This window comes from Sphingomonas sanguinis, from assembly GCF_001476905.1.
GTDB classification, from domain to species: domain Bacteria; phylum Pseudomonadota; class Alphaproteobacteria; order Sphingomonadales; family Sphingomonadaceae; genus Sphingomonas; species Sphingomonas sanguinis_B.
The window spans coordinates 46,233-71,358 of sequence record NZ_LDTE01000077.1 but is presented as its reverse complement, the minus strand read 5'-3'; the positions used below and the strand labels follow the sequence as shown (position 1 = coordinate 71,358).

Sequence of the window (25,126 nt, the reverse complement as noted above, 5' to 3'; positions counted from 1 at the left end):
GGGCGGGACGCTGCTCGCCTGCGGAAGCGGCGGCGGCGGGGCGACCGGCTCGGCTGCGCTCATCGGAGGCTCCATGTTCGGGATGCAGGCGGACAACAGCAACCCGGCCCCGATCACCCCGCCGATGGATGTCACAATCCGCCCCACGCCTTAGTCCCCCCGGCTCTTAACTCAGCGATACGCTTCGTTAAGCATAGCAAGCGAAGACGCGTGCGTCAGGTCGAGATGCAACGGGGTGACCGCGATCCGATCATCGGCCACCGCATCCAGATCGGTATCGTCGCCCGGCTGATGCGGCAGGCGGCCCAGCGCCAGCCAGTAATAGTCGTAGCCGCGCGGGTCGGTGCGCTTCTCCAGCGTGGCGCGGCCATAGTCGCGCAAGCCCTGCCGGGTGACGCTGATGCCCTTCACCGCCTCGGGCGTGACGGGCGGGAAGTTCACATTGACCAGCGTTCGGGGCGCGAAATCCTGGGCCAGCAACGGCCGCAGCACGCGTTCGCCCCACGCCTCGGCCGTGGCGAAGGATACGCGGTCGCCGACCCCTTGCGCAGGGTAGCGCTGGCTGAGCGCGATCGATCGGATACCCGCCAGTGCGCCTTCCATCGCCGCCGAAACCGTCCCGGAATAGAACACGTCCTCGCCCAGATTGGCGCCGCGATTGACGCCGGACAGGATCAGGTCGGGCTTTTTGTCGCGCATCACCTCGCCCAGCGCCATCAGCACCGAATCGGTCGGCGTGCCGGTGACGGCAAAGCGCCGCTCGCCGAACTGGCGCAACCGCATCGGCCGCGTCAGGGTCAGCGAGCGGCTGGTCCCCGACTGGTCCTCGGCCGGGGCGACGATCCAGACGTCATCCGAAAGCGTCGCGGCGATCTGCTCCAGCGCGGCGAGCCCGGGCGCGTGATAGCCATCGTCGTTGGTGAGCAGGATGCGCATCAGCGCGGCTCCAGCACCGCCTGTCCGCCGAGATAGGGACGAAGGACTTGCGGAACGACGACCGAGCCATCGGCCTGCTGATAATTCTCGATCACTGCGACGAGCGTCCGGCCGACTGCCAGCCCCGAGCCATTGAGGGTGTGGACGAAGCGGGTGCCCTTGCCCTCGGTCGGGCGATAGCGCGCCATCATCCGCCGCGCCTGGAAATCGGTGCAGGTCGAGCAGGACGAAATCTCGCGATAGCGCGCCTGTCCGGGCAGCCAGACTTCGAGGTCATAAGTGCGCGCGGCCGAGAAACCCATGTCGCCGGTGCACAGCAGCATCCGGCGATAGGGCAGGCCCAGCGCCTCTAGCACGCCCTCGGCGCAGACGGTCATCCCCTCATGCTCTGCATCCGACTGTTCGGGCGTGGTGATCGACACCATCTCAACCTTGTCGAACTGATGCTGGCGGATCAGGCCGCGCGTGTCGCGTCCCGCCGCGCCCGCTTCCGAGCGAAAGCAGGGGGTCAGCGCAGTGAAGCGCAGCGGCAGCTCCGTCTCGCTCAGGATCGCCTCGCGCACGATGTTGGTCAGCGAAACCTCGGCCGTCGGGATCAGCCAGCGGCCATCGGTGGTGCGGAACAGATCGTCGGCGAACTTGGGCAGCTGGCCGGTGCCGAACGCGGCCTCGTCGCGGACCAGCAGCGGCGGCTGGACCAGCTCGAAGCCGTTTTCCTCGGTCATGCGGTCAAGCATGAACTGGCCGAGCGCGCGCGACAGGCGCGCCATCGCCCCGCGCAGCAGGGTGAAGCGTGCGCCCGACAGGGCGACGCCGGTCTCGAAATCCATGCCCAGGGCGGGGGCGATCACGTCATGCTCGCGCGCCTCGAAGGCGAAGGTCGCTGGCTCCCCCTTCTGATGGACCAGGACATTGTCATTCTCATCCGCGCCTTCCGGCACATCGGCGGCGGGCAGGTTGGGAATGGCGGCGAGCGCGGTGTTCAGCTCGGCCGCGACGATGCGCTCCTGCTCCTCCAGCTCGGGAAGCCGCGCCTTGATCTGCGCTACTTCCTGCATCAGCGCCTCAGCCCGAGCATGGTCGCCCGCCGCCTTGGCCTGGCCGATCTGTTTGGACAGGTCGTTGCGGCGGGTCTGGGCGGCCTGCGCTTCGTCGATGACGGTGCGGCGACGCTGGTCGATCGCGATCAGGCTGTCGGCCTGGGCGGCGGCGCTCCGCTTGGCGAGCGCGGCGTCGAAGGCGGCGGGTTCTTTCCGTATCGATTGGATGTCGTGCATGGGGGCGAGGCTATGGCCTCCGCTCCGCCGACACGCAACCCGTGGCGAAGCGTCCGCGTTATCCCAGCCCATAGAAGGAGAAACGCGATGCAGGTGCCGCATAACAGCTTCGTGCTGGTCGTCGATGGCCGCAAAAGCCTGTTCTTTCGGAACGACGGGGATGCCGAATATCCCAATCTGATCGTCGAGCAGGCGGTAGAACACCCCAATCCGGCCGACCACGACCAGAAAACCGACCGGGCGGGCCAGGCTTCCTCGACCACCGGCGGCACGATGGGCGAGACCGATTTCCACCAGCAGGAGGAGGATCGCTTCGCGGCCGAGACCGCCGAGATGCTCAAGCGTCGCGCGCTCGCCAACGAGTTCGAGTCGCTGGTCGTCGTGGCTCCGCCCAAGACGCTGGGCGAACTGCGCAAACATTATCACAAGGCGGTCGAGGACCGGCTGGTCGGCGAACTGGCCAAGGACCTGACCGGCCATCCCGTGCCGGAGATCGAGGCCGCGCTGCAAAAGGCGTAAAACGTCACGCCGCGTCCGGCGGCGGTGAGGTCAGGCGGCCTTTGGCCTAGCCAGTCGCCGCCGGATGACGAGCGCCGCCGCCGCGCCGCCAAAGAGCAGCACCATCGGCGGTGCCGGCACCGGGGTGGGCGGTGGCGGATCGTCATTGCCCGACGACGACGCACTGCTCGCCGACGAGGCGCTGGACGCACTCGACGCCGAACTGGCCGAGGAGCCGTTGGACGACCAGCCATCGCTGCTCGACCCATAGCCGCTGGACGAAGCGGACGATGCCGAAGACGCGGACGACGCCGATGATGTGCTCGACGCGCTCGACGAACTGACATTGCCCGAGGACGCGCTGGTCGAGGAGATGTTGCCCGACGAGGTGGACGAGCCGCCCGTCGAGGATGTCGACGACACGTTGCCCGAGGAGGTGGATGATCCCCCGGTCGAGGACGTGGATGACACGTTTCCGCTGGACGAGGTGCTCGACACATTGCCGCTGGACGACGTGCTGCTGACCCCGCCGGTCGAGCTGGAACTGGACGACCCGCCCGATCCACCCGAAGCGGACGAAGTGGACGTTGATCCGCCGCTGCTGGTCGAGGAGATCACCACGCTGCCGCTGGAGCCGCCCCCGCCAAAGCCAAAGCCGCCGCCAAAGCCGCCGCCCCAACCTCCACCGAAGCCGCCACCCCAGCCGCCGATCACGGCAGGGACATAGCCGCCGCCCGATGCCAGCGACGGGCCGGTAGGGGGAAGGGGAACGGGAACCGGAGGCGCTTCGGTAGTCACGGTCACGATGGTGGGCGGCGGCGTTGTCGTGGTGGTGGCGACGCGGCGCGTGACGACACGACGCGGTGTGCGTGGCGGATCGCGGTGGACGATCCGCTTCTTCTTCACCTTGGTCTGCTTGACCAGCGCAGGACGCTGGGGATGGTCCACCATGTGGACGGCCCCTCCGCCGATCACGGCGCCGCCCGCGGCACATGCCGTCAGCTTCGCCAAGGCCATTCGCACTGACATTCTCACATCCTCAACACGGTGCCGTTCCACCCGCGGTGAACATCATGCGGCCCCGCCGCCTGACGGCCCGTATGCGGTTATCGGAACGCCTATGTCATCATAGTGACCAAGAAAGCCTTAAGCTCCAAGCCTCTAGTTCCGCATAACGTCCGGCTTTGGGATTCGGGCGCGGGGAACTTTATGCCTGATAGGCAATCCACCCCGGTCCGATGGGAGATTCGATGATCGGGTGTGGAAATACTCCGATTTCGGAGCGTTGCGTCCATAATAGGTTCATGCCGCAATATTATTATAGAAATGATAGTTACGATGAAATGGTGGTCGCTTGCGGCAGAAGGTGGCACCGACTATAGGCCCTCTCAACCATCAGGGGGCGGTCCCGATATTACGGTGCCGAACGTCGCACCGACGGGCCCTTTGGGAGAGTGGTATGGCGACGGTGTTTAATCGCGTGACGGATTCCACTGGGCCGGATGTGGCCAATGATATCGACGAGAATTATCGTCCGAGTGCGGATGAGCCGTTCATGAGCCTGAAGCAGCAGGCTTATTTTCGGCGCAAGCTGACCGATTGGAAGGAATCGATTCAGCGCGAGGCGCAGGGCACCCTGTCGCAGCTTCAGATTGATTCGCTGCGCGAACCCGACCTGACCGATCGCGCGTCGAGCGAAACCGACTGGTCGATCGAGCTGCGCACCCGCGATCGCCAGCGCAAGCTGATCTCCAAGATCGACGCGGCCCTTCGCCGCCTCGACGAAGGCGAATATGGCTATTGCGAAGTGACCGGCGAGCCGATCAGCCTGGGCCGCCTGGAGGCACGCCCCATCGCGACCATGACGGTCGAGGCGCAGGAGCGGCACGAGCGGAACGAGAAGGTTTCGCGCGACGATTGATGCGATGACGGCCGGCGCGGTTCTGCTTGCCGTGACCGTGATCGGCCGACCGCCCAGGACAGGCGCAAAAGGGCTTGCCCCGGGCGGCAATCCTGTGCTGTCCGGCTTGCATTAATATGTTGGCAATGTGGATTTGGGTAATCCGCTTGGCCGCATAATCGTCGAACACGGAAGTCGATATGGACGCGATCAACCGCACCTCTGAAACCGGATCAGCGATGGCCGAGAACGAACAGGATCAGAGCGATCGGGCGGGGCAGCGTGACAGCCTGCTACTGATGGCGCACATGACGCTGGATGGTGAGACCGCGCCGCGCGAGGTACGGGTTCGCAATATCTCCGAAGGCGGATTGATGGCCGAGTTGCCCGTGTCGGCGGAAATCGGCTCGCCGGTGGCGCTCGAACTGCGCGGTGTGGGGCCGATCTCGGGCCGCATCGCCTGGTGCACCCAGGGGCGCGTCGGCGTCGCCTTCGATCGGCAGATCGATCCGAAGATGGTGCGCAAGCCGGTAGGTGGGGGAGCCTCGACCCCGGACTATGCCAAGTCCGCCACAGTGCCGAAGACCAAGCCATTCGGCCGCTAAGGTCGCGCATTCGGTAAAGGGAATTTCGGTCGCGGGGCCTTTGTGCTTCGCTGTTGTCCTGCGATCTCGGCCGATATCATACCGCGTCCCCGCAAGGGCCGCGGCAGGTCCGGTGACCCGCGCGGCCGAACAGGGCCTATAGGCCTTGCAATTCTTCCTTCAGCTTCAGCTTTTGCTTTTTCAGATCCGCCAGGACTAAGGCGTCTGGCACGGGACGCTGCGATTCGGCGCTGATTCGCCGGTCGAGCGTGGCGTGCTTGGTCTCCAGGGCCGTTTGATGCGCCGTATGCATAGGGCTTCAACCTCCTGTCGTTTGCTTCGGGAGAGTCAGTAAATCACCAAATCGCCGATCTGTCCCCCCACATTTTGGTCAGAATCGACCGGTCGAGCGATTTGGCGGGACGACGCGATGGGACGTACTGCCGCCTCTCGCGGTGCGGGCACAGGCTTGCTACAGGGGCGCATGTGGTGTCGGGCTTTCCCCGCGCCGACCCGGCAGGGAGAGCAGGATGGACATCACGCTGGCGCGCGCGCGGATCGACCTGTTGCGCATGGAGCATCGTGATCTGGACGATGCGATCGCGGCGTTGTTGCAGTCCAATACTCCCGACCAGTTGCAGATCGCGCGCCTGAAGAAACGTAAATTGCGCCTGCGTGACGAGCTGGCCGAGTTGGAAGATCGACTGATCCCCGACATCATCGCCTGACCCCGCATCGTATCGGGACAGGCATGCCGATCCAGGCCCTTGTCCGACCCTTTCGCCTCATGCGAGCGATACGGTCATGATCCTCGTCCTGTCCGACTCCCCGTTTCAATCGAAGCTGATCGATGGCCTTTTCACTGAGGCCATGACTCTGGCGGAGGCTGCGCGCGGCTATTTCGACGGGATCGGTCGGCAGGAACGCGATTCGCTCGATCCGGTCGCACGCGTCGCCTTTTCCTGCGAATCCCTGAAAGTGACGACGCGGCTGATGCACGTCATCGCCTGGGTCCTGACCCAACGCGCGGTCGAGGCAGGTGAGATGGGCTGGACCGAGGCGCGCGATCCGGTGCGGCGGCTTGGCAGCTCACCGGAGTCGGAGGAGCGGGATGTGGTCGAACTGCCGCCTCATGCCCGGACACTGACCTGGGCCAGCCTGGACCTGCATCGGCGCGTCCAGCGACTGGACCAGCTGGCCGACCAGCATATGCCGGAGGTCGGCCCTGTCCAACTGCTCCACGCCCGGCTCGACCAGGCCTTTTAAGGCTTATCCTCTCAGCGACAGGCGTTCCCGCGCCGCCGCATATTGCTGGGCCAGGGTGGCGATCCGCTCGGCGGCGGGGACGATCCGGTCGACCGCGCCGATGCCTTGGCCCGCGCCCCAGATGTCGCGCCACGCCTTGGCTGCCTGGCCACCGCCGAAGTTCATCGTCTGGGCATCGCCGTCGGGCAGGTGATCGGGGTCCAGACCCGCCGCCAAGATCGAGGCGCGCAGGTAATTGCCGTGCACCCCGGTAAACAGGCTGGAGTAGATGATGTCGCTCGCCCGGCCGTCGACCACCGCCTGCTTATAAGCCTCGGCCGCGTTGGCTTCTTGCGTCGCGATGAAGGGCGAGCCGATATAGGCGAAGTCGGCGCCCATCGCCTGCGCTGCCAGGATCGCGTCGCCGGTCGCGATGGCCCCCGCCAGCGCGAGCGGTCCGTCGAACCATGCCCGGATTTCCTGGACTAGTGCGAAGGGTGACAGTCGCCCGGCATGGCCACCCGCGCCCGTCGCCACCGCGATCAGGCCGTCCGCGCCCTTTTCGATCGCCTTGCGTGCGAAACGGTCGTCGATCACGTCGTGCAAAGTGATCCCGCCCCAGCTGTGGACGCCCGCATTCACATCCTCGCGCGCGCCCAGCGAGGTGATGACGATCGGCACCTTCCACTTGGCGCAGACCGCTAGATCGGCCTCCAGCCGGTCGTTGGAGCGGTGGACGATCTGGTTGACCGCAAAGGGCGCGGCCGGACGGTCGGGATGCGCGCGGTCATGCGCCGCCAGCTCCTCGGTAATGCGGTGCAGCCATTCGTCGAGCAGGCTGGCGGGCCGTGCGTTCAGCGCCGGGAAGGACCCCACGATCCCCGCCTTACACTGGGCGATGACCAGATCGGGATTGGAGATGATGAACAGCGGCGATCCGATGACCGGCAGTGTCATGCGGTCGAAGGGCGGGCGACTCAGGGTAGGGAGCAGGCTCATGACTTGACGATAACGTAAACGTAAGGTCTGTCCAGAGAGGCTGAGAGGTCAGTGAATGTAATAAAGTGACATAGGCGTCATTTGCTTTGCGCCGTCGACGGCGTAGAGCTTGGTCATTCTCCGTCGAAAGGCCTTGAACGCGATGAAGTCCGCCCTGTCCGTCCTGCTTGCTCTGACCGTTTCCGCGCCCGCCCTTGCCGCCGGGCAGCTGCCCCAGACCGTCGCGCCGGTCCTGTACGACATCACCGTCCGTCCCGATGCAAAGGCGATGACCTTCGCGGGCGAGGAAACGGTCGATGTCGATGTGCGCCAGGCGACCGCGACCATCGTCCTGAACGCCGCCGAATTGACGGTGACCCGCGCCACCTTTGACGGCAAGCCGGTGCCCTTCGCGCTCGACAAGACTGCCCAGACGCTGACCCTGACGCTGCCGCAGGCGGCGAGCGCGGGGCGGCACAAGGTCGGCCTGGCCTGGACCGGCACGATCAACCGTTCGGCCAACGGCCTGTTCGCGATCGACTATACGAATGCCGACGGCACGGCGGACCGGATGCTGGCGACCCAGTTCGAGGCGCCCGATGCGCGCCGCTTCGCGCCGATGTGGGACGAGCCCGCCTTCAAGGCCAAGTTCCGCCTGAGCGCCACCGCGCCCAAGGGCCAGCGCGCGATCAGCAACATGCCCGCCGCCTCCATTACCACCCAGGCCGATGGCAGCCAGCTCTATCGCTTCGACGAGACGCCGGTCATGTCGAGCTATCTGCTCTATTTCGGCTCGGGCAATCTCGACCGCAAGACGGTGGATGCCAACGGCGTCCAGATCGGCGTGGTCAGCCGCAAGGGCGTGGTCGACCAGGGCGACTATGCGCTGGCTTCCGCGTCCAGGCTGCTCTCCTATTACAATGATTATTTCGGCACCCCTTATCCGCTGCCCAAGATGGACATGATCGCGGGGCCGGGCTCCAGCCAGTTCTTTGGCGCGATGGAGAATTGGGGCGCGATCTTCTATTTTGAGAACGAACTGCTCTTCAATCCCAAGGTCATGACCGAGAGCAATCGCCAGCGCATCTACACTGTCGTCGCGCATGAAATGGCGCACCAGTGGTTCGGCGATCTCGTCACCCCGCGCTGGTGGGACGATCTGTGGCTGAACGAGGGCTTCGCGTCGTGGATGGAGGGCAAGGCCTCCAACGACCTCAACCCCAGCTGGAAGGCCGCCGCCGCCAATATCGCGGGCGAGCGGGAATCGGCGATGGGCATCGACGCCACCGCCGCGACCCATCCGATCATCCGCAAGGTCGAGACGGTCGACCAGATCGGCGAGGCGTTCGACAGCATCACCTATCTGAAGGGCCAGGCGGTCATCGGGATGCTGGAATCGACCCTCGGCCCCGACGTGTTCCGCAAGGGCATCCGGTCCTACATGGCCAAGTACAAATATCAGAACACGGTGACCGAGCAGCTGTGGGAGGAACTGTCCAAGGCGTCCGGCACCAATGTCGCGGCCATTGCGCACGACTTCACGCTGCAGGCCGGTGTGCCGCTGATCACCCTGTCGGGTACGCGTTGCGAGGGCGGCAAGACCGTGGCGATGCTGTCGCAGGGCCGGTTCGGCTTGGACGAGGCGTCGAAGGCCGCGCAGACCTGGCACGTGCCGATCCGCGTCGCGACGATCGGTGGCGGTGAAACCAGCACCATCGTCACCGGGGCGACCCCGGCGCCCGTCACCGTCGGCGGTTGCGGCACACTGGTCCTGAACCAGGGCAAGGGCTCCTATACGCGCGTCATGTATGACGATGCGGGCCATGCTGCGATCGTACGCGACTATGCCAAGCTGTCGCTGGAGGACCGGCTGGGTACGCTGGGCGACGATTATGCGCTGGCGGCGGGCGGCTATCAGAGCTTGGCTCGCTGGTTCGACCTGATGGCGCAGGTCCAGCCCGAGGCCGATCCGCTGGAGTGGCAGACCGTAACCGGAGAATTGTCGCGCCTGGATGGCCTGTATGAGGGCACGCCGCTCGAAAAGCCGCTGCGTGCCAAGATCGCCGCGATCCTGTCGCCGGTGCTGGCACGGGTCGGGTTCGAGGCGAAGCCGGGCGAAGAGGCACCCGTCTCCAACCTGCGCGAGACGCTGATCGGCCGCCTGGGCACCAGCGGCGACGCTATGGTCGCGGCCCGCGCGCGGGGTTATGTCGCCGCGCTGGCGAAGAACCCGGACGCGATCCCGGCGGCGATCCGCCAGCCGATCCTGGCCACCTACGCCACCCGCGCGACGCCGTCGGAATGGGACCGGTTGTATGAACTGGCCAAGGCGGAGCGCAATCCGGTGGTCAAGAACCGCTATGTCTCGCTGCTGGGCTATGCCGAGGACGAGGGGGCGGCGCGCCGGGCGCTGAGCGTCTTGAAGGACAACACCTTCACCCCGCCGCAGCGCGCGTCGCTGCTCCGCTCGATCGCGGGCGCACATCCCGACTTGGCGTTCGACTGGGCAGTGGCGAACAAGCCGCTGGTCGACAGCTTCCTGGAGGAGAGCAACCGTTCGACCTTCATCGTCGGGCTGGGCGCGGGCTCGAACGACCCAGCGATGCCCGGCAAGATCGAAGCCTGGGCCGCCGCCAACCTGCCCGAGGGTTCCCGCGGCGGTGCCAAGCGCTCGATCGCGCAGATCGCGGTGCGCAAAGCGGTGGCCGACCGCCTGAAGCCTGCCGTCCAAGCCTGGCTGGCGCGCTGATCGAAGGGCTGGCGGGGGCCGTTCCCCGCCAGCCGAATCTCCGTCCAGCCCCAACGACGTTAAAGACCGTGCGCGCATCCAAAATCCAAGCCGTTCCCCGGCGAAGGCCGGGGCCCAGTCTCGGTGAGGTGAGAGGAAATAAGAACAGCAGTGGAAGGCCAATCTGCCTCCCACTCAGATTCAACCTGCCATCGCTTCCAGGTGGCATCTGGACCCCGGCCTTCGCCGGGGAACAGTCTGTATCGAGGCGATAAGCGCGGCCTTCGATCGCCCTTGGTGTGAACAGGCCAAACGATAATCGCCCCCTGGCCCTGCAACCCCTTGCTTCCTATTCCGAAACGCGGGAACGATGACGGCCTCGTCAGATTTTTCGTGAGCGCTTCGTGATCCGCAACAGCCTTGTCCTGCTCCTCGCCGCCACCGCCCTGACCGCGCCGCTTGCCGCGCAGGAGGAGGGGGAGAAGAAGGCCGCGCACCACGAGGCCGCCAAGGCCGAGGTGGAGGCCGCCTGGGCCCGCGCGCCGCTCGACGAAACCGAGGTGCGCCACCGCGACAGCGTGACCATCGGCGGTCGCGCCTATCCCTATGTCGCGTCGGCGGGCACGCTGACCATCCGCGATATCGAGGGCAAGCCGACCGCCTCGATGTTCTACACCGCCTATACGCTCGACGGCGTGAAGCCGGGCACCAAGCGGCCGGTGACCTTCCTGTATAATGGCGGACCGGGATCGCCGTCCTTCTGGCTGCGCATGGGCTCGTTCGCGCCGATCCGTATCCGCACGACCAGTCCGGAGTTCGTGCGGCCCGCCCCCTATGACGTCGGGCCGAACCCGGACTCGCTGCTCGACAAGACCGACCTGGTGTTCCTCGACGCGATCGGCACCGGCTATTCACGGCCGCTGGGCGATATGAAGCCTGCGCACTTCTACGGCGTGGACGAGGATGTCGATGTCTTCGCGGGCGCGATCCAGCGCTACGTCACCAAATATGGTCGGTGGATGAGCCCGAAATTCCTGCTCGGCGAAAGCTATGGCACGCTGCGCTCGGGCGCGCTGGCCTATCAGTTGCAGGAGCGGGGCATGGCGCTGAACGGGGTTATCCTGCTCAGCTCGATCATGAATTACGGTTATCGCCAGCCGGGGCTGGATCAGGTCTATCTCAATTACCTGCCCAGCTACGCGGCGACCGCCTGGTATCACAACCGCCTGGCCGAGCGACCCGCCGATGTCGCGACCGTGGTGGCGCAGGCGCGGGCCTTTGCGGTCGGGCCCTATATGTCGGCACTGGCCAAGGGGCAGACTATCTCGGCGCAGGAACGCGACCAGATCGCCGAGCAGATGAGCCGCCTGATCGGCATCTCGCCCGACTATATCAAGCGCGCCAATCTGCGCATCGACCTGCCGCGCTTTCAGAAGGAGTTGCTGCGCGGATCGGCGCGCACGGTCGGGCGGTTCGACTCACGGTATCTCGGCATCGACACCGACGCGGCGGGCGAGGCGCCGGAGACGGATGCCTCTTCGGACGCGATTTCAGGCGCTTATATCGCATCCTTTCAGGATTATCTGCAATCGACGCTCGGTTATAAGACCGAGCTTCCCTACCGCCTGTCGGCCCGGGACGCGGCGGGCTGGACCTGGAACTGGAAGCACAAGTCGCCCGACGGGTCGCAGAACAATCCCAACACCGCGATCGACCTGGCCGCGGCGATGCGGGCGAACCCGTATCTGAAGGTGCTGTCGATGAACGGCTATTATGACATGGCCACGCCGTTCTTCGGCACCGAGAACGACCTGGGCCACATGATGCTGGAGCCCGCACAACAGGCCAATTTGCGGTTCACCTATTATCCGGCGGGGCACATGACCTACCTGAACCCCGATGCGCTGCGGAGCATGAAGGCGGATTTGTCGCGCTGGTATGACGAGGCGGTGAGCGATGCGAAGTCCGCGACCCCGCCGGTGCCGCCGTCAGGGCAGGGGGCGCGGTGATCTGAGCCGACTGTGTCGCCCGCTGCGGCCCTGCCCGGCAGCACGGGCGGGCGTCACTCGATATAGAGGTCGACCATCACGCGTGTGCGCTTTTGTCGGTCAGGACCGTCACCGTGCCGCCATGGTCGAACTCCCTGGGCTGGGCGACAAAAATGTGGGCAACGGGAAAGTCCGGGCCGATTGCGGGGCCGCAGCAATAATTGTGACTCGTCTGACGTCCCGGAGGTTCGAGGCAGGGTCCTCCGGCATCCGGTTTCGCAGAGGCGCAGGAGCGAGCCGCAGTGAAGCGGTATCCCCGCAGAAGCGCGCCGATATCGGCACTGGACGCGCGAAACGCGCATCGTTCGAGCACGTCGGAGAAGCCGAAACTGGTGCACGCAATGTCCGTGACCGAGGCAGGCAAGGTCGCGATGTTCAGCATGGTCGACACATGCCGCCGCTCCATCGCATGCCACCCTGCGATGCCGATCAAGACGATCAGCGCGGCCAAGCCTATGGCGGCGACCATCGTTTTCGGGCGTGAGATTTTCATCGCGCCACAATGACGCGATGGGGCGAGCCTGTCATCAGGCGGCAATTAAGCGGAAGCACTGCGCCACTACTTGAATTGCGCGTGGCTTATTGCTGATTGAGAGGTGGTGGACGCACTTGGGCTCGAACCAAGGACCCGCTGATTAAGAGTCAGCTGCTCTACCAACTGAGCTATGCGTCCGATGCCGGTCTGCGGCATGGCGGGGAAGCGAGGTCCCCATCTGGTGGGGCGCTATTAGCCGGGCATGTCTGACCTGCCAAGAGGGTTTTTGACATTTTTCTTGCGGCCGGGATCATGAAGGCGATCCCGGCCGCGAGCGGCCTTAATAGCCGACGGTGAAGCGCTGGCGGATATGGCGCGGCTGTTCGATCTCGTCGGCGAGTGCGATGGCGTAATCCTCGAACGAGATGCTGCTGCCGTTTTCGGTCGCGATTAACTGGTCGGTGCCCAGCCGAAACCGGCCGGTCCGCTCGCCGGGGATGAACGCGGCGGAGGGCGAGAGATAAGTCCAGTCCAGATCCTCGACGCTCCGCAGCAGGGAGAGGAAGTCGGCGCCCGCGCTTGCCTCGGCCCGATACTCTTCCGGGAAGCCGGGCTGGTCGATCAGCCGCTGGCCGGGCGCGACCTCCAGGCTGCCCGCGCCGCCGACGACCAGATAGCGTTTCACGCCCGAGGCGCGCACCGTGCCGATCAGCCCCTTTGCGTCTGTGACGAGGAAGTGCACCGAACTGACGACCGCATCATGCCCGTGCAGTGTTTCGGCCAGCGCGGCGGTGTCGCCCAGGTCGCCCGCGACAGGGGTGACGCCGGGCAGGGCGGCGATCCGATCGGGGTGGCGCGCGATGGCGGTCACCGCATGGCCGCGGTCCGACAATTCCTTCAGGATGCGCGAGCCTGCATTGCCCGAGGCTCCGATCAGCGCAATCTTCATGGTCTTTCCTTCCGATGGTCCACTTTGTAGACCGTGGAGCTATGCAGAGCCGCGCCGCCCCACAAGACGTCCTTTTGAAAGGACCAGGTCACGCGAATGTGACCATGACGCTGACCGGGGAGGGCGGGTGCCCGATCCGCGAGGTGCTGGACCGGATCGGCGACCAGTGGAGCCTGCTAGTCCTCGCCGCGCTGGAGCCGGAGACGTTGCGGTTCAACTTGTTGCTGCGGCGGATCGGCGACGTGTCCAAGCAGATGCTGTCGCGCACGCTCCGCCGGCTGGAGGAGGACGGCTTTGTCGCGCGGACCGTCTATGCCGAGGTGCCGCCGCGCGTCGAATATCGGCTGACCGATCTGGGGCGCTCGTTTCTGGAGCCGATGCGCGGGCTGATCCGCTGGGCAGACCGGCATCAGCCGGAAGTCGAGGCGGCGCGGGCGGCCTATCGGGCGCGCGGCCAGGACTAAGGCCCGGCGATCGGAATCGCCGGGCCTTCGGGGCATCAGGCGATGTGAACCGCCTTGGTGATCATATGGTTGGCGATGCCTTCGGGGCCATCTTCCGAGCCATAGCCGCTTTCCTTGACCCCGCCGAACGGCGCGTCGCCCCAGCTGAGGCGCACGGTGTTGATCGCGATCATGCCCGCCTCGATCTCGTCGCCCAGCTGGTTCTGGCGGCGGCCATTCTCGGTGAAGCAATAGGCACCCAGACCGAAGGGCAGGCGGTTGGCTTCCGCGATGGCGTCCTCGGTGGTGGCAAAGGGACGGATCAGCGCGATCGGGCCGAACGGCTCTTCGTTCATCGCCTTGGCATCAAGCGACACATCGGCGAGCACGGTGGGCGTGAAGAAGAAGCCGTCACCGCCTTGGGCTTCGCCGCCGGTCAGCTTGCGCGCGCCGTTCTTCACCGCGTCCTCGATCATCGCACCGATAGCCTCGGGGCGGCGCGGATTGGCCATCGGGCCCATCTGCGTGTCATTGGACAGACCGTCACCGATCTTCAGCGCGGCGGCGCGCTCGGCAAAGCCCTTGGCGAAGCGCTCATAGATGCCTTCCTGCACATGGAAGCGGGTGGGGGCGACGCACACCTGGCCCGCATTGCGGAACTTGTGGGTGACGAGCGTATCGAGCGTCTTGTCGAGATCGCAATCGTCGAACACCAGCACGGGGCCGTGCCCGCCCAGTTCCATAGTCGACTTCATCACCGTGTCGGCGGCGAGCTTGAGCAGATGCTTGCCGACCGGCACCGATCCGGTGAAGCTGAGCTTGCGGGTCACCGGCGAGGCGAGCAGGTGGCGCGACACCGCATCGGGCACACCGAAGACCAACTGGGCGACGTCGCCCGGCAGGCCCGCATCCTGGAAGCAGCGCATGATCGCGATGGCGCTGGCGGGAGTTTCCTCGCTGGGCTTCAGGATGACCGAGCACCCCGCCGCGATGGCGGGCGAGATCTTACGCACCGGGTTCATGACCGGGAAGTTCCAGGCACAGAAGGCCGCGACTGGGCCGACCGGCTGGTGCAGCACCAGCGAGCGCGTGCCGGTCGGACGCGGCAGCACGCGGCCATAGATGCGGACCGCCTCGCCCGCATGGAATTCCAGCAGCGCGGCGGTCGCGGCGACCTCGCCACGCGCCTCGACGATCGGCTTGCCTTCCTCCAGCGTGGCGAGGGTGGCGAGTTCTTCGGCGCGCTCGCGCACCAGCGCAGCGGTGCGAAGCAGCACGGCGGCGCGCTCCTGCGGCGCGGTCTTGCGCCACTGCTCGAAGCCGCGCGCGGCGGCCTCCAATGCGCGGTCCATATCGGCGGTGGTGGCCAGCGGCAGATCGCCGAGCGCTTGGCCGGTGGCGGGGTTCAGCACCGCTTGGGTCTCGCGCCCTTCCGCACCCAGCCATTCGCCGCCGATATACAGGCCGGTTTTCACGTCGAAATTAGGGGCGGTCATGCGCGTCCTTTCACAATGGTAAGCGATTGATGCGGGCGGAAGATCGTCCCTCATCCGTGCCGTTACAAGAGTTGGTCGTGCCAAACAGGGCGTCTGTCGGGATCGGGGGAGCAAAAGCAGGGCTTTGTGCGTCCCAAGCTTTCCGGCATTTCCTATCGGGGGGATCGAGATAGGGTGTGCGGCGAAACGAAAGGGACGGGTCCAGATGCGAGCACCATTTCCGGCCATGATGGCCGCCTTGATGATCGGTACGATTGGCCTGTCCGGCTGCTCAGGCGGAGGCAACGGCAAGGGCACGGTCGAGCTGCTGAACGTCAGCTATGATCCGACGCGCGAGCTGTACAAGGACGTCAACGCCGCCTTCGCCAAGGACTATCAGGCCAAGACCGGCAAGACCGTCTCGTTCCGCATGAGCCATGGCGGATCGGGCAAACAGTCGCGATCGGTGATCGACGGGCTGTCCGCCGATGTGGTGACGCTGGCGCTGGCCTATGACATCGACGCCATTGCCGAGCGCGCCAAGCTGCTGCCCGCCAATTGGCAGAGCCGTCTGCCCGACAATAGCTCGCCATACACCTCGACCATCGTGTTCCTGGTGCGCAAGGGCAATCCCAAGGGCATTCGCGACTGGGCCGATCTGGTGAAGCCGGGTGTGCAGGTCATCACGCCCAGCCCCAAGACGAGCGGCGGCGCGCGGTGGAATTTCCTGGCGGCCTGGGCCTATGGCAAGAAGGCGGGCGGATCGGACGCGGCGGCGCAGCAATATGTCGCCAGCCTCTACGCCCATGTGCCGGTGCTGGACTCGGGCGCGCGCGGGGCGACCACGACCTTTGTCGAGCGGGTGCTGGGCGACGTGCTGATCGCTTGGGAGAATGAGGCCTTGCTGTCCGAAAAGGAACTGGGTGCGGGCAAGTTCGACATCGTGGTGCCTTCCATCTCGATCCTGGCCGAGCCGCCGGTCGCGGTGGTCGACGCCAATGCCAAGGCGCATGGCACCGAACAGGCCGCGACCGAGTATCTGAAATTCCTCTACACGCCGGAAGGGCAGGAAATCGCTGCGCGTAACTTCTACCGTCCGCGCGACCAGGCGGTGCTCGCCAAATATGCAGCGACCTTTCCCAAGGTCGATATGGTGACGATCAAGGATTTCGGCGGCTGGGGCGCGGCGCAGAAGCGGTTCTTCGCCGATGGCGGGGTGTTCGACGCCATCTATGCCGGCGGCACGCGGCGCTGATCGCGGTGTTCGGAACGAAGCGCCGCTCGGCGCTGCCCGGTTTTGGCCTGACCATGGGGATGACCCTGTTCTGGCTCGGCCTGATCGTCCTGCTGCCCCTGTCCGCGCTGGTCATCCGTGCGGCGGGCATGGGGTGGGAAGGCTTTGCCGCGGCCGGGCTTTCGCCTCGGGCGCTCGCCGCCTATCGCCTCAGCTTCGGCGCGGCGCTGGCGGCGGCGGCGGTCAATGCGATGTTCGGGTTGCTGATCGCCTGGATTCTCGTGCGCTATGATTTTCCCGGCAAGAAGCTGATCGACGCGGCGGTGGATCTGCCATTCGCGCTACCCACGGCGGTGGCGGGTATCGCGCTGGTGGCGCTGTACTCGGACAATGGCTGGGTCGGGTCGCTGCTCGCACCATTGGGCGTCAAGGTGGCCTATACGCCGTTTGGTGTCGCGATTGCCCTTGTTTTCATTGGCTTGCCATTCATTGTTCGCTCGGTTCAGCCGGTTCTGGCCGATCTGGGCCGTGACGTAGAGGAGGCCGCCGCGACCTTGGGGGCGTCGCGTCTTCAGACCTTCGCCCGGATCATCCTGCCCGCGATCACACCCGCACTGCTGACCGGCTTCGCGCTCGCCTTTGCGCGCGGCGTGGGTGAATATGGGTCGATTATCTTCATCGCGGGCAACAAGCCCTTTCATTCCGAAATCGCGCCGCTGCTGATCATCACACAGTTGGAACAGTTCGATTATGACGGCGCGACGGCCATCGCTTGCGTGATGCTGGTTCTGTCCTTCGCGATGCTGTTGGTGGTCAATCTGCTCCAGGCGTGGCGCGCCAAGCGGGGGACGCGATGAGCGGCACCAACCCCACCACCGTCGAAAGCCCCTGGGCACGCCGGGCCTTGATCGGTTTGGGCTTCGTGCTCCTGGCGCTGTTTCTTTTTCTACCACTTGTCATGGTGTTTGCAGGTGGCCTTGCCAAGGGATGGCAGGTCTTTGTCGACGCGCTGGTCGACCCGGATGCACTGGCGGCGATCCGCCTGACCCTGCTGGTCGCGGCCATTGCCGTGCCCGTCAATGCCGTGTTCGGCGTCGCGGCGTCCTGGGCCATCGCCAAGTTCGACTTTCGCGGAAAAAGCCTTCTTATCTCCTTGATTGATCTTCCTTTCTCGGTGTCGCCGGTGGTATCGGGCCTGATCTTCGTACTGCTCTTCGGGGCGCAGGGCTGGCTGGGGCCATGGCTGACGGCGCATGGCGTGCGGATCATCTTCGCGGTGCCGGGCATCGTGCTGGCGACCGTCTTCGTGACCTTTCCCTTCGTTGCGCGGGAGCTGATCCCGCTCATGGCCGAACAGGGGCGCGACGACGAGGAGGCGGCACGGTCGCTGGGCGCAAACGGGTGGCAGACCTTCTGGCATGTCACGCTGCCCAATATCCGCTGGGGGCTGCTTTATGGCGTTCTGCTCTGCAATGCCCGCGCGATGGGCGAGTTCGGCGCGGTGTCGGTGGTGTCGGGGCATATCCGAGGGCTGACCAACACCATGCCGCTGCATGTCGAGATCCTGTACAATGAATATGACTTTGTCGGCGCGTTCGCGGTGGCGTCTCTGCTCGCCTCGCTCGCGCTGGTGACCTTGGGAGTGAAGACCGTGCTGGAATGGCGTTTCGGCATCCACCGGGCGGGAGCCGCGCATTGAGCATCGTTGTCGAGAATATTTCCCGTCGGTTCGGGGGCTTCACCGCGTTGGACCGCGTGACGCTGGAGACGAAACCGGGTGAGTTCCTGGCGCTACTCGGCCCCTCGGGTTCGGGCAAGACGACGCTGTTGCGGACCATCGCCGGGCTGGACTTCGCCGATGAGGGTCATGTCCTGTTCGATGGGCAGGACATGACCGGCACGCCCGCGGCCGAGCGCCAAATCGGCTTCGTCTTCCAGAATTATGCGCTGTTCCGCCATATGACGGTGGCCCAGAACATCGCCTTCGGCCTGACGGTCCGCAAGCGGCGCGACCGGCCAGCCAAGGCGGTGATTGCGGCCAAGGTCGCCGAGCTGCTGGAACTGATCCAGCTGCCGCAACTGGGCGACCGCTACCCCGCGCAGCTGTCGGGTGGCCAGCGCCAGCGCGTCGCGCTCGCCCGCGCCCTGGCCATCGAGCCGCGCCTGCTGCTGCTCGATGAGCCGTTCGGCGCGCTCGACGCCCAAGTGCGCAAGGATCTGCGCGGCTGGCTGCGGCGGATTCATGACGACACGGGCCTGACCTCGATCTTCGTCACGCACGACCAGGAAGAGGCGCTGGAGATCGCCGACCGCATCGTCGTGATGCGCGGCGGCGTGATCGAGCAGGTGGGAACGCCCGCCGAGGTGCAGGGCGCGCCCGCCACCGCTTTCGTCTCCTCGTTCATCGGTGAGACCAACCGGCTGCCCGTCACCCGCCAAGCCGGTGCAGCAGTGATCGGCGCGCAGCTCGCCACCGTCGCCGACGAGGCGCGAGGGCAGGGTGAGGGTGAAATCCATATCCGCCCGCACGACGTCGAACTGGCCGAACCCGACGCCGCGGATGCGCTGTCGATCCTGGTGCTGGCCAGCCGCCCGATCGGCCGTTCCCGCCGGATCACTGCCGAGCTCGCCGGTGTGCCCGAGCCGCTGACGTTTGACCTGCCCGTCTCGACCGAAGCGACGCCGGGCCAGTCCCTGTCGATCCGACCCGTCCGCTATCGCATCTTCTGAACGCCATCTGTGTTTGGACGGTCGCAACGTTTACGCACCGGCCCCCGTTTCGCCATTTGCCAGCGCGGGATCGCCGGGGCATGACGCGCGCGGACATGGGGAGATCGTCGTTGAAGGTCGGACAGGAATGCTGGCGGATCGAGCAGGCCGACCGGATGGCGGTCATCATCGATGCCGAGAAATATTTCCGCATGGCCCGGCGGGCAATGCTCAACGCCCGGCGCCAAATCCTGCTGATCGGCTGGGACTTCGACGCGCGCATCGTCCTCGACCATGACGAGGCGCCGGGCGAGACGGTCGGCGACTTCATCTATTCGCTGGTCCAGCGCCAGCCCGAGCTTGAGATATTCCTGCTCCGCTGGGATACCGGGGCGATCAAGTCGCTGTTCCGGGGGCGGACCTTCTTCACCGTGCTGAAGTGGATGGCGCATGACCGCATCCATACCAAGCTGGACGGTCATCACCCCATCGCCGCGTCGCACCACCAGAAGATCGTCATCATCGACGACCAGCTCGCCTTTTGCGGCGGCATCGACATGACCAGCGAGCGTTGGGACACGCGCGAGCATCGCGACGACGATCCTGGCCGCACGCGCCCCGGCGGCCAGCCTTACAAGCCCTGGCACGACGCGATCAGCGCGGTGGAGGGACCCGTCACCCATGCGCTGGGCGAGCTGTTCCGTGAGCGCTGGCATGCGGCGGGGGGCAAAGTGATGGGGCCCGCCGTGCCGGGCGCCAGCTGCTGGCCCGAGGGGCTGGAGCCCGACTTCATCGACCAGCCGGTCGCTATCGCCCGCACCATGCCCGAGATGGACGATCAGGCCCCGGTGCACGAGAATGAGGCGCTGTTCCTCGCCCAGATCGCGCGGGCCGAGCGATACGTTTATATCGAGAGCCAGTATTTCGCCTCGCGCCGCGTGGCCGAGGCGATCGCCCGGCGGCTGGACGAAGAGGATGGTCCCGAGTTCGTCATCATCAACCCGCTGACTGCGCAAGGCTGGCTGGAGCCGATCGCGATGGACACGGCGCGCGCAAGGCTCGTCGAGGCGTTGCGGCGGCGGGACCGACATGGACGGTTGCGCCTCTATCATCCCTTCACGGCGGGGGGCGAGGCGATCTATTGCCATGCCAAGATCCTGATCGCCGACGACCGGGTGTTCCGCCTGGGCTCCTCCAATCTCAACAACCGCTCAATGCGATTGGACACCGAATGCGATCTCGCCATCGCGGTCGAGCCGGGAAGTGAGACCGGACAGCGGATCGCGGCGATCCGCGACGATCTGCTCGCCGAGCATCTGGGCGTGCCGCCGGCAACCGTGACCGCCACCGTCGCGCGGACCGGCTCGCTGATCGCGGCCGTCGAGGTGCTGCGCGGCGGGGAAGGGCGCAGCCTTCGCCCCTATGAGGTGCCGGACCTGTCGAGCGTCGAGGAGTGGCTGGCCGACAATGAAGTGCTCGACCCGGAAGGGCCGGACGAAATGTTCGAGGCGTTCAGCCGCCGCAAGGGGCTGTTCCGGCGGCTGCGACGGCGCTGATGGGGGAGGTCGTCAACTTCCGCCAGGCGCGCAAAGGCCTGGCTCGCAAGGCCGCCGAGCAGCAGGCGGCGGAGAACCGGGCGCGGTTCGGACGGACCAAGGCCGAGAAGCAGCGCGATGCGTTGGAGCAAACGCGGCTTCGCAAGGAGTTGGATGGGGCCAAGCGCGAGGATATTCCTCCCCTGTAAGGGGAGGGGGACCATGCGCAGCATGGTGGAGGGGTGTCGCGCTCTCGATAGGGGGACACCCCTCCGTCAGGGCTTCGCCCTGCCACCTCCCCTTACAGGGGAGGAATTGCGTGTCACCGCGGCGTGGCGAACCAGATGGTGTGGGTCGCGCCCTTGCCGTTCTCGCGGGCGCGGACCTTCACTTCGTCGACCAGGAAGCCCGCGCGCGAAAGGCGGCGGGTGAAGACCGGGTCAGGCGCCGCCGACCAGATCGCCAGCACCCCGCCGGGGCGCAGCGCGACCCGTGCCTCGTCCAGGCCTCGATTGGAATAAAGCCCGTCATTGGCCGGACGAGTCAGTCCGTCCGGGCCATTGTCGACATCGAGCAGGATGGCATCATAGGTCCCGCGCCCCGCATAGATGGCGTTGCCGACATCGCCCATCGCCAGCGTCACGCGCGGATCGTCCAGGCACCCGGCGGTCACCTCGGCCATCGGGCCGCGCGCCCATTCGATGATGCCGGGGACCAGCTCGGCCACCGTCACCCGCGCATCGCGGCCCAGGCGAGCCAGCACCGCGCGCAAGGTAAAGCCCATGCCGTAGCCGCCGATCAGCAGATGCGGCGCGCTGCGCCCGCCCAGCCGGTCGCAGGTCATCGTGCCCAGCGCCACTTCCGAGCCGCTCATCCGCGTGCTCATCAGCTCGTTGCGGTCGAGCACGATCATGAAGTCCTTGCCCCGGCGGAACAGCCGCAGGGGCTCGCCGCCGGGCACCTCGGCGATGCCTAGCAGCTCGCGCGGGGTCATTTGCCCTGGCGCGCCTTGCGAGCAGCGTAGCGGGCGTCGCGCGCGGCTTTCAACTCGGCGGCGGTGGGGACCACCGGCGGGCGCGCAGCGGCGGCCGCTGCCTCGGCGGCGGCTTCCGCCTCGGCCTGTGCCTTGGCGCGGGCTTCCTCACGGGCGGCCTTTTCCTGCTCGATCGCGGCCTTATGGGCGGCACGACGCTCGGCTTCGGCGGCTTCCTTCGCTTCGCGCGCGGCGGCGCGGGCGGCGACGACCGCCGGGTCGGGCGCGGCCTTGTTGCGCAGTTTTTCCAATGCGGCGGCCTTGGCGTCGCGTGAGGCCGATGCACGATCGGCGAAACCGGGAACCTTATATCCTGCCATCAATCCTTCATCCCATTGGGAGGGCCGTACAGGCCCAATGCACAACGGCCCCGCATCGCTGCGGGGCCGTTGGAGAAACTGGTGAACGCACCGGAGACATCACGCAGAACCGCTATCTAGCGGCCCCATCCCAAGCGCACCGAAGCGCTTTCCATAGAGTTTTCCTCAAATCTGTCAACCTTTCGGCCTTCCTCGTCTCCCGTCAGCGGAAGGAAATACCCGCCGTCAGTAGGAAGGAGCGCGGCGGCAGGAAGTTGAACTGGTCCAGCTGGCCATAGCCGGACTGGTATTTCGTGCCGTTGATCGTCGTGGTCGGTGCGCCCGTGCTGCTGGTCGCGATCTGAGTCACCGCGCGGCTGTTGAAGACGTTGTTGACCGTCACACCCAGTTTCAGGCCGCCCTCGACCTGTTGGCTGATCGCGAACTGACCGATGCTGTAGGGGCGGATACGGTACAGGCGGAAGCCGGGGCTGCCATTGTAATCATTGGCATATTGCGGCCCGGTATATTTCTGGTCGAACGAGACGCGAAAGCCGTCCCGGCGAAAGATGAAGCCCGCCGCCGCCGTGCTGAACGGCGCCTTGCCGATCTGCGCATCGGTCTGCATGCTGCGCGCCTGATTGTAGCTGGCATTGCCGAACAGGGTCAGCCCCCGGATCGGCATGACGCTCAGCTGCCCCTCGACGCCCTTGTAGCGGACCTGGCCCTGGTTCACGAGCAGCGTCTGGTCGCAGCCTGTCGTGGTGCAGGTGCCGATCTTGTTGTCGACATTGATGATATAGCCGTCGACGTCCAGCGAGACGCTATGCCCGTGCCAGACGGTGCCGATCTGATAGTTGGTCGTCGTCTGCGGCTTCAGCTGATCGAGCGCGGTGACGAGCTGGCCCGAAGCGGAATAGAAGCTCGACAGGTCGGGCACGTACATGCCCTGCGCGTACTGGCCATAGAAGGACCAGCTGTTCGTCACCAGCCAATTGGCGGTCAGGAACGGCAGCGTCTTGGTCCAGGTCGCGCTGAGGTCGAGCGGCGTGCGGGTCTTCTGTTGCAGGACCGCATCCACGCCGCGCGTGAAATGGACGTATTTGACGCCCGGCGTGATCGACACGCCGTCGACCGGGCGGAGTTCGACCTCGCCGAACAGCTGATACTGGTGCCAAGTCGAATGCTGCGCGAAATTGATGTTCGCCTGCGAAATCGGCGGCAGCGTGCTGGTCGCCGCCGTGCCGCTGCTGAACTTTTCGTTGTAGCTCGGCTGGTTTGTCGTGCGGTCGAGATCGAAATTGTGGCGGTCGGTGACGGCATATTCATACCAGCCGCCGAGCCGCAGCTTGCCGAACCCGAAGTCGTAATCCGCCTGGCCGATATAGCCGAAGACGCGATATTTGTTGAGCTTGTCATAGCCCAGCACGTCCGTCGCGCTGGTCACGGCCGTATAGGGCGAGGCGGCGGTTCCCGCGCCGGTGAAGCCGGTGACGACGCCGGTCGACTTGACCTGGAACACCGGCAGGGTCCCGCCCTTGGGCACGCCAAAGGACGAACTGCCATTCCCGGACAGCGTGTTGTTGGTATAGCCGTACATGTACGCGCGGTTGTCGAGCGTCAGCCCGCCGCCCAGGTCGCTCTGCAGCCGTAGATACGAGAAGTCGGTCGTCTTGTCGGTGCGATTGTACCGCCAATAGTCATGCTGGGTCGGATCGTTGCCCAGGCCGTAGTTCAGCCCATATTGGCCAATCTGCGAGGTGGCCGAGCAACCCTGTCCGGTCAGCTGGCCCAGCGGCTGGCCATCGGCCCCCAGCGCGGTGGTCGTGATCGCCTTGGGATTGGCGGCGTTATAGGCATCGGTCGCCGCGCTGCCGCAGGTCGCGCCCTTCAGCACGTCCGACTGGTAATAGAAATTGCGGTTCCAGCTGCTCATCACGGTCAGCGTGTCGGCGCTGCCGATCGGCACCACCGCCTTGCCGAACAGGTTCTTCGAGCCGACCGGCGAATAGCTGAGCGCGCCATCCGAGGTTAGGTACTGGCCGGTCAGCACGACGCGCGCACCGCCCAGCTTGTCCAGCGTGCCGCTCTGGAACAGGGCACGGCCGATAAAGGTGTTCCAGTTGCCGACGATCGCCTCGCCGCGCACTTCCGAGTCCGGGGTCGCGGCGCGGGAATACATGTTGATGTTGCCGCCATAGCTGGCTTGGCCAAGCTGGCTCGCATTGCCGGGGCCGCGATCGACGACGATCGTCTCGATCGTGTTCGACGGGAAGAAGGCCGTCGAATGGTGCGTCGGGTTGTTGGTGTCGGCAAAGGGGATCGAGTCGTAGGTGACGTTATACTCGCCGTCCTGGAAGCCCCGGATCGTCGCCTTGGTTTCCGACAAGCCATAGCCGTTGCCTGCGCCCGAGATCGACACGCCGGGGGTCAGCGCGATCAGTTCGTTCACATCGGCGGTGGCGGCCATATTCTCGATATAGTCGCGGCTGACGGCCGATTGCGGCTGCGTGGTGGTAAGCGAGGCGGTGAGCGGCGCGGCCTCGGCGGTGCGCGATCCAGTGACGATGACGTCGGAGGTGGTCAGCGCCTGCTTGTCATTGGCCTGGCCCGCCTGGTTGGCGGTGGTCGACTGGGTGGCCGGGTCGTTGGTGGGATCGTTTGCGGCGACGCCCACCGGATCGGCATGGGCCAGCGTGGGCAGGGCGAGTGAGGTGGCGGCCAGCAGGGCCGCGCGGAACGCAAGCTTGGTCATCATCGGGTCCTCGAAGGAAAAATAT

26 protein-coding genes and 1 tRNA gene are annotated in these 25,126 nt (G+C 65.8%); 16 read left to right on the top strand and 11 right to left on the bottom strand.

Annotation, left to right across the window (positions count from 1 at the left end):
- Positions 1–171: 171 nt before the first annotated feature.
- Positions 172–936: a 5'/3'-nucleotidase SurE gene (surE, locus tag SB4_RS12665; protein WP_058752843.1), complete on the bottom strand. Its 765-nt coding sequence runs from the start codon at positions 934–936 to the stop codon at positions 172–174.
- A complete protein-coding gene (gene serS / locus SB4_RS12660) occupies positions 936–2,213 on the bottom strand; it encodes a serine--tRNA ligase (protein WP_058752842.1) in 1,278 nt (425 codons plus the stop codon). Before serS ends, surE begins: the two co-directional genes overlap by 1 nt.
- Before the next feature lie 87 nt (positions 2,214–2,300).
- On the opposite strand from serS, the gene SB4_RS12655 reads away from it, so the two are divergent.
- From SB4_RS12655 to SB4_RS12635, 5 genes are all read left to right on the top strand, one after another.
- On the top strand, positions 2,301–2,732 hold the full coding sequence (locus SB4_RS12655; RefSeq protein WP_058752841.1) for a host attachment family protein: 432 nt from the start codon (positions 2,301–2,303) through the stop codon (positions 2,730–2,732).
- A gap of 64 nt (positions 2,733–2,796) precedes the next feature.
- Positions 2,797–2,982: a hypothetical protein gene (locus SB4_RS20030; RefSeq protein WP_058732121.1), complete on the top strand. Its 186-nt coding sequence runs from the start codon at positions 2,797–2,799 to the stop codon at positions 2,980–2,982.
- Between the two features lie 48 nt (positions 2,983–3,030).
- Complete coding sequence (locus tag SB4_RS20025) at positions 3,031–3,438, top strand: hypothetical protein (RefSeq protein WP_058752840.1); 408 nt, start codon at positions 3,031–3,033, stop codon at positions 3,436–3,438.
- Between the two features lie 732 nt (positions 3,439–4,170).
- Positions 4,171–4,632 (top strand): RNA polymerase-binding protein DksA, encoded by a 462-nt coding sequence (gene dksA, locus SB4_RS12640; RefSeq protein WP_058732119.1) that lies wholly within the window; start codon positions 4,171–4,173, stop codon positions 4,630–4,632.
- Positions 4,633–4,811: 179 nt separating this feature from the next.
- Positions 4,812–5,216, top strand: coding sequence for a PilZ domain-containing protein (locus tag SB4_RS12635; RefSeq protein ID WP_082670153.1), 405 nt, complete (start codon positions 4,812–4,814; stop codon positions 5,214–5,216).
- A gap of 136 nt (positions 5,217–5,352) precedes the next feature.
- Here SB4_RS12635 and SB4_RS19005 read toward each other — a convergent pair whose 3' ends face one another.
- Positions 5,353–5,508 (bottom strand): DUF465 domain-containing protein, encoded by a 156-nt coding sequence (locus tag SB4_RS19005; protein ID WP_082670152.1) that lies wholly within the window; start codon positions 5,506–5,508, stop codon positions 5,353–5,355.
- Positions 5,509–5,725: 217 nt separating this feature from the next.
- Between SB4_RS19005 and SB4_RS12630 the strand changes: the two genes are divergently transcribed.
- Together SB4_RS12630 and SB4_RS12625 are read left to right on the top strand one after the other, a co-directional pair.
- Entirely contained in the window at positions 5,726–5,923 is a 198-nt protein-coding gene (locus SB4_RS12630) for a YdcH family protein (protein WP_058717638.1), read from the top strand.
- A gap of 76 nt (positions 5,924–5,999) precedes the next feature.
- A complete protein-coding gene (locus tag SB4_RS12625) occupies positions 6,000–6,461 on the top strand; it encodes a DUF1465 family protein (protein ID WP_058752839.1) in 462 nt (153 codons plus the stop codon).
- Positions 6,462–6,464: 3 nt separating this feature from the next.
- Here SB4_RS12625 and SB4_RS12620 read toward each other — a convergent pair whose 3' ends face one another.
- Positions 6,465–7,439: an NAD(P)H-dependent flavin oxidoreductase gene (locus SB4_RS12620; protein ID WP_193753812.1), complete on the bottom strand. Its 975-nt coding sequence runs from the start codon at positions 7,437–7,439 to the stop codon at positions 6,465–6,467.
- Between the two features lie 142 nt (positions 7,440–7,581).
- Between SB4_RS12620 and SB4_RS12615 the strand changes: the two genes are divergently transcribed.
- Both SB4_RS12615 and SB4_RS12610 read left to right on the top strand, forming a co-directional pair.
- A complete protein-coding gene (locus tag SB4_RS12615) occupies positions 7,582–10,167 on the top strand; it encodes a M1 family metallopeptidase (RefSeq protein ID WP_058752838.1) in 2,586 nt (861 codons plus the stop codon).
- Positions 10,168–10,550: 383 nt separating this feature from the next.
- Positions 10,551–12,155, top strand: coding sequence for a S10 family peptidase (locus SB4_RS12610; protein WP_058752837.1), 1,605 nt, complete (start codon positions 10,551–10,553; stop codon positions 12,153–12,155).
- A 76-nt stretch (positions 12,156–12,231) separates the two neighbouring features.
- Here SB4_RS12610 and SB4_RS19625 read toward each other — a convergent pair whose 3' ends face one another.
- The 3 genes from SB4_RS19625 to SB4_RS12600 all read right to left on the bottom strand — a co-directional run bounded on the left by SB4_RS19625 (position 12,232) and on the right by SB4_RS12600 (position 13,618).
- On the bottom strand, positions 12,232–12,645 hold the full coding sequence (locus tag SB4_RS19625; protein WP_153006201.1) for a hypothetical protein: 414 nt from the start codon (positions 12,643–12,645) through the stop codon (positions 12,232–12,234).
- 146 nt (positions 12,646–12,791) lie between these two features.
- Positions 12,792–12,867, bottom strand: a tRNA-Lys gene (locus SB4_RS12605).
- Between the two features lie 142 nt (positions 12,868–13,009).
- On the bottom strand, positions 13,010–13,618 hold the full coding sequence (locus tag SB4_RS12600; protein ID WP_058752836.1) for an NAD(P)-dependent oxidoreductase: 609 nt from the start codon (positions 13,616–13,618) through the stop codon (positions 13,010–13,012).
- Between the two features lie 104 nt (positions 13,619–13,722).
- Here SB4_RS12600 and SB4_RS12595 point away from each other — a divergent pair, with 104 nt between their 5' ends.
- Positions 13,723–14,082 carry a winged helix-turn-helix transcriptional regulator gene (locus SB4_RS12595; protein WP_058752835.1) on the top strand — a complete coding sequence of 120 codons (360 nt, stop codon included), beginning with the start codon at positions 13,723–13,725 and terminating at the stop codon, positions 14,080–14,082.
- A gap of 35 nt (positions 14,083–14,117) precedes the next feature.
- Here SB4_RS12595 and SB4_RS12590 read toward each other — a convergent pair whose 3' ends face one another.
- Positions 14,118–15,557 (bottom strand): NAD-dependent succinate-semialdehyde dehydrogenase, encoded by a 1,440-nt coding sequence (locus tag SB4_RS12590; protein ID WP_058752834.1) that lies wholly within the window; start codon positions 15,555–15,557, stop codon positions 14,118–14,120.
- Between the two features lie 241 nt (positions 15,558–15,798).
- On the opposite strand from SB4_RS12590, the gene SB4_RS12585 reads away from it, so the two are divergent.
- The 6 genes from SB4_RS12585 to SB4_RS12560 all read left to right on the top strand — a co-directional run bounded on the left by SB4_RS12585 (position 15,799) and on the right by SB4_RS12560 (position 21,223).
- Positions 15,799–16,791 carry a sulfate ABC transporter substrate-binding protein gene (locus tag SB4_RS12585; RefSeq protein ID WP_058752851.1) on the top strand — a complete coding sequence of 331 codons (993 nt, stop codon included), beginning with the start codon at positions 15,799–15,801 and terminating at the stop codon, positions 16,789–16,791.
- A 5-nt stretch (positions 16,792–16,796) separates the two neighbouring features.
- A complete protein-coding gene (gene cysT / locus SB4_RS12580) occupies positions 16,797–17,627 on the top strand; it encodes a sulfate ABC transporter permease subunit CysT (protein ID WP_153006199.1) in 831 nt (276 codons plus the stop codon).
- On the top strand, positions 17,624–18,469 hold the full coding sequence (cysW, locus tag SB4_RS12575) for a sulfate ABC transporter permease subunit CysW (RefSeq protein ID WP_058752850.1): 846 nt from the start codon (positions 17,624–17,626) through the stop codon (positions 18,467–18,469). The genes cysT and cysW overlap by 4 nt, the downstream gene beginning before the upstream one ends.
- Positions 18,466–19,500 (top strand): sulfate/molybdate ABC transporter ATP-binding protein, encoded by a 1,035-nt coding sequence (locus tag SB4_RS12570; RefSeq protein WP_058752832.1) that lies wholly within the window; start codon positions 18,466–18,468, stop codon positions 19,498–19,500. Before cysW ends, SB4_RS12570 begins: the two co-directional genes overlap by 4 nt.
- An 80-nt stretch (positions 19,501–19,580) precedes the next feature.
- A complete protein-coding gene (locus SB4_RS12565; protein WP_420893891.1) occupies positions 19,581–21,035 on the top strand; it encodes a phospholipase D-like domain-containing protein in 1,455 nt (484 codons plus the stop codon).
- The gene (locus tag SB4_RS12560) at positions 21,035–21,223 is read left to right on the top strand and encodes a DUF4169 family protein (RefSeq protein ID WP_058752831.1); all 189 of its coding nucleotides are present in this window, start codon (positions 21,035–21,037) and stop codon (positions 21,221–21,223) included. The genes SB4_RS12565 and SB4_RS12560 overlap by 1 nt, the downstream gene beginning before the upstream one ends.
- A 113-nt stretch (positions 21,224–21,336) precedes the next feature.
- Here the strand turns inward: SB4_RS12560 and SB4_RS12555 are convergent, their stop codons facing one another.
- The 3 genes from SB4_RS12555 to SB4_RS12545 all read right to left on the bottom strand — a co-directional run bounded on the left by SB4_RS12555 (position 21,337) and on the right by SB4_RS12545 (position 25,101).
- Entirely contained in the window at positions 21,337–22,008 is a 672-nt protein-coding gene (locus tag SB4_RS12555) for a spermidine synthase (RefSeq protein ID WP_058752830.1), read from the bottom strand.
- Entirely contained in the window at positions 22,005–22,367 is a 363-nt protein-coding gene (locus SB4_RS12550; protein WP_058732145.1) for a DUF6481 family protein, read from the bottom strand. The genes SB4_RS12555 and SB4_RS12550 overlap by 4 nt, the downstream gene beginning before the upstream one ends.
- A 202-nt stretch (positions 22,368–22,569) precedes the next feature.
- Positions 22,570–25,101: a TonB-dependent receptor gene (locus SB4_RS12545; protein ID WP_420893892.1), complete on the bottom strand. Its 2,532-nt coding sequence runs from the start codon at positions 25,099–25,101 to the stop codon at positions 22,570–22,572.
- Between the last annotated feature and the right edge of the window lie 25 nt (positions 25,102–25,126).

Bases quoted from the DNA above. Each gene is read 5' to 3' on its own strand.
- surE (WP_058752843.1), bottom strand. From the start codon at position 936: ATGCGCATCCTGCTCACCAACGACGATGGCTATCACGCGCCCGGGCTC.
- serS (WP_058752842.1), bottom strand. From the start codon at position 2,213: ATGCACGACATCCAATCGATACGGAAAGAACCCGCCGCCTTCGACGCC.
- SB4_RS12655 (WP_058752841.1), top strand. From the start codon at position 2,301: ATGCAGGTGCCGCATAACAGCTTCGTGCTGGTCGTCGATGGCCGCAAA.
- SB4_RS20030 (WP_058732121.1), top strand. From the start codon at position 2,797: ATGACGAGCGCCGCCGCCGCGCCGCCAAAGAGCAGCACCATCGGCGGT.
- dksA (WP_058732119.1), top strand. From the start codon at position 4,171: ATGGCGACGGTGTTTAATCGCGTGACGGATTCCACTGGGCCGGATGTG.
- SB4_RS12635 (WP_082670153.1), top strand. From the start codon at position 4,812: ATGGACGCGATCAACCGCACCTCTGAAACCGGATCAGCGATGGCCGAG.
- SB4_RS19005 (WP_082670152.1), bottom strand. From the start codon at position 5,508: ATGCATACGGCGCATCAAACGGCCCTGGAGACCAAGCACGCCACGCTC.
- SB4_RS12630 (WP_058717638.1), top strand. From the start codon at position 5,726: ATGGACATCACGCTGGCGCGCGCGCGGATCGACCTGTTGCGCATGGAG.
- SB4_RS12625 (WP_058752839.1), top strand. From the start codon at position 6,000: ATGATCCTCGTCCTGTCCGACTCCCCGTTTCAATCGAAGCTGATCGAT.
- SB4_RS12620 (WP_193753812.1), bottom strand. From the start codon at position 7,439: ATGAGCCTGCTCCCTACCCTGAGTCGCCCGCCCTTCGACCGCATGACA.
- SB4_RS12615 (WP_058752838.1), top strand. From the start codon at position 7,582: ATGAAGTCCGCCCTGTCCGTCCTGCTTGCTCTGACCGTTTCCGCGCCC.
- SB4_RS12600 (WP_058752836.1), bottom strand. From the start codon at position 13,618: ATGAAGATTGCGCTGATCGGAGCCTCGGGCAATGCAGGCTCGCGCATC.
- SB4_RS12595 (WP_058752835.1), top strand. From the start codon at position 13,723: ATGACGCTGACCGGGGAGGGCGGGTGCCCGATCCGCGAGGTGCTGGAC.
- SB4_RS12590 (WP_058752834.1), bottom strand. From the start codon at position 15,557: ATGACCGCCCCTAATTTCGACGTGAAAACCGGCCTGTATATCGGCGGC.
- SB4_RS12585 (WP_058752851.1), top strand. From the start codon at position 15,799: ATGATCGGTACGATTGGCCTGTCCGGCTGCTCAGGCGGAGGCAACGGC.
- cysW (WP_058752850.1), top strand. From the start codon at position 17,624: ATGAGCGGCACCAACCCCACCACCGTCGAAAGCCCCTGGGCACGCCGG.
- SB4_RS12565 (WP_420893891.1), top strand. From the start codon at position 19,581: ATGACGCGCGCGGACATGGGGAGATCGTCGTTGAAGGTCGGACAGGAA.
- SB4_RS12560 (WP_058752831.1), top strand. From the start codon at position 21,035: ATGGGGGAGGTCGTCAACTTCCGCCAGGCGCGCAAAGGCCTGGCTCGC.
- SB4_RS12555 (WP_058752830.1), bottom strand. From the start codon at position 22,008: ATGACCCCGCGCGAGCTGCTAGGCATCGCCGAGGTGCCCGGCGGCGAG.
- SB4_RS12550 (WP_058732145.1), bottom strand. From the start codon at position 22,367: ATGGCAGGATATAAGGTTCCCGGTTTCGCCGATCGTGCATCGGCCTCA.
- SB4_RS12545 (WP_420893892.1), bottom strand. From the start codon at position 25,101: ATGACCAAGCTTGCGTTCCGCGCGGCCCTGCTGGCCGCCACCTCACTC.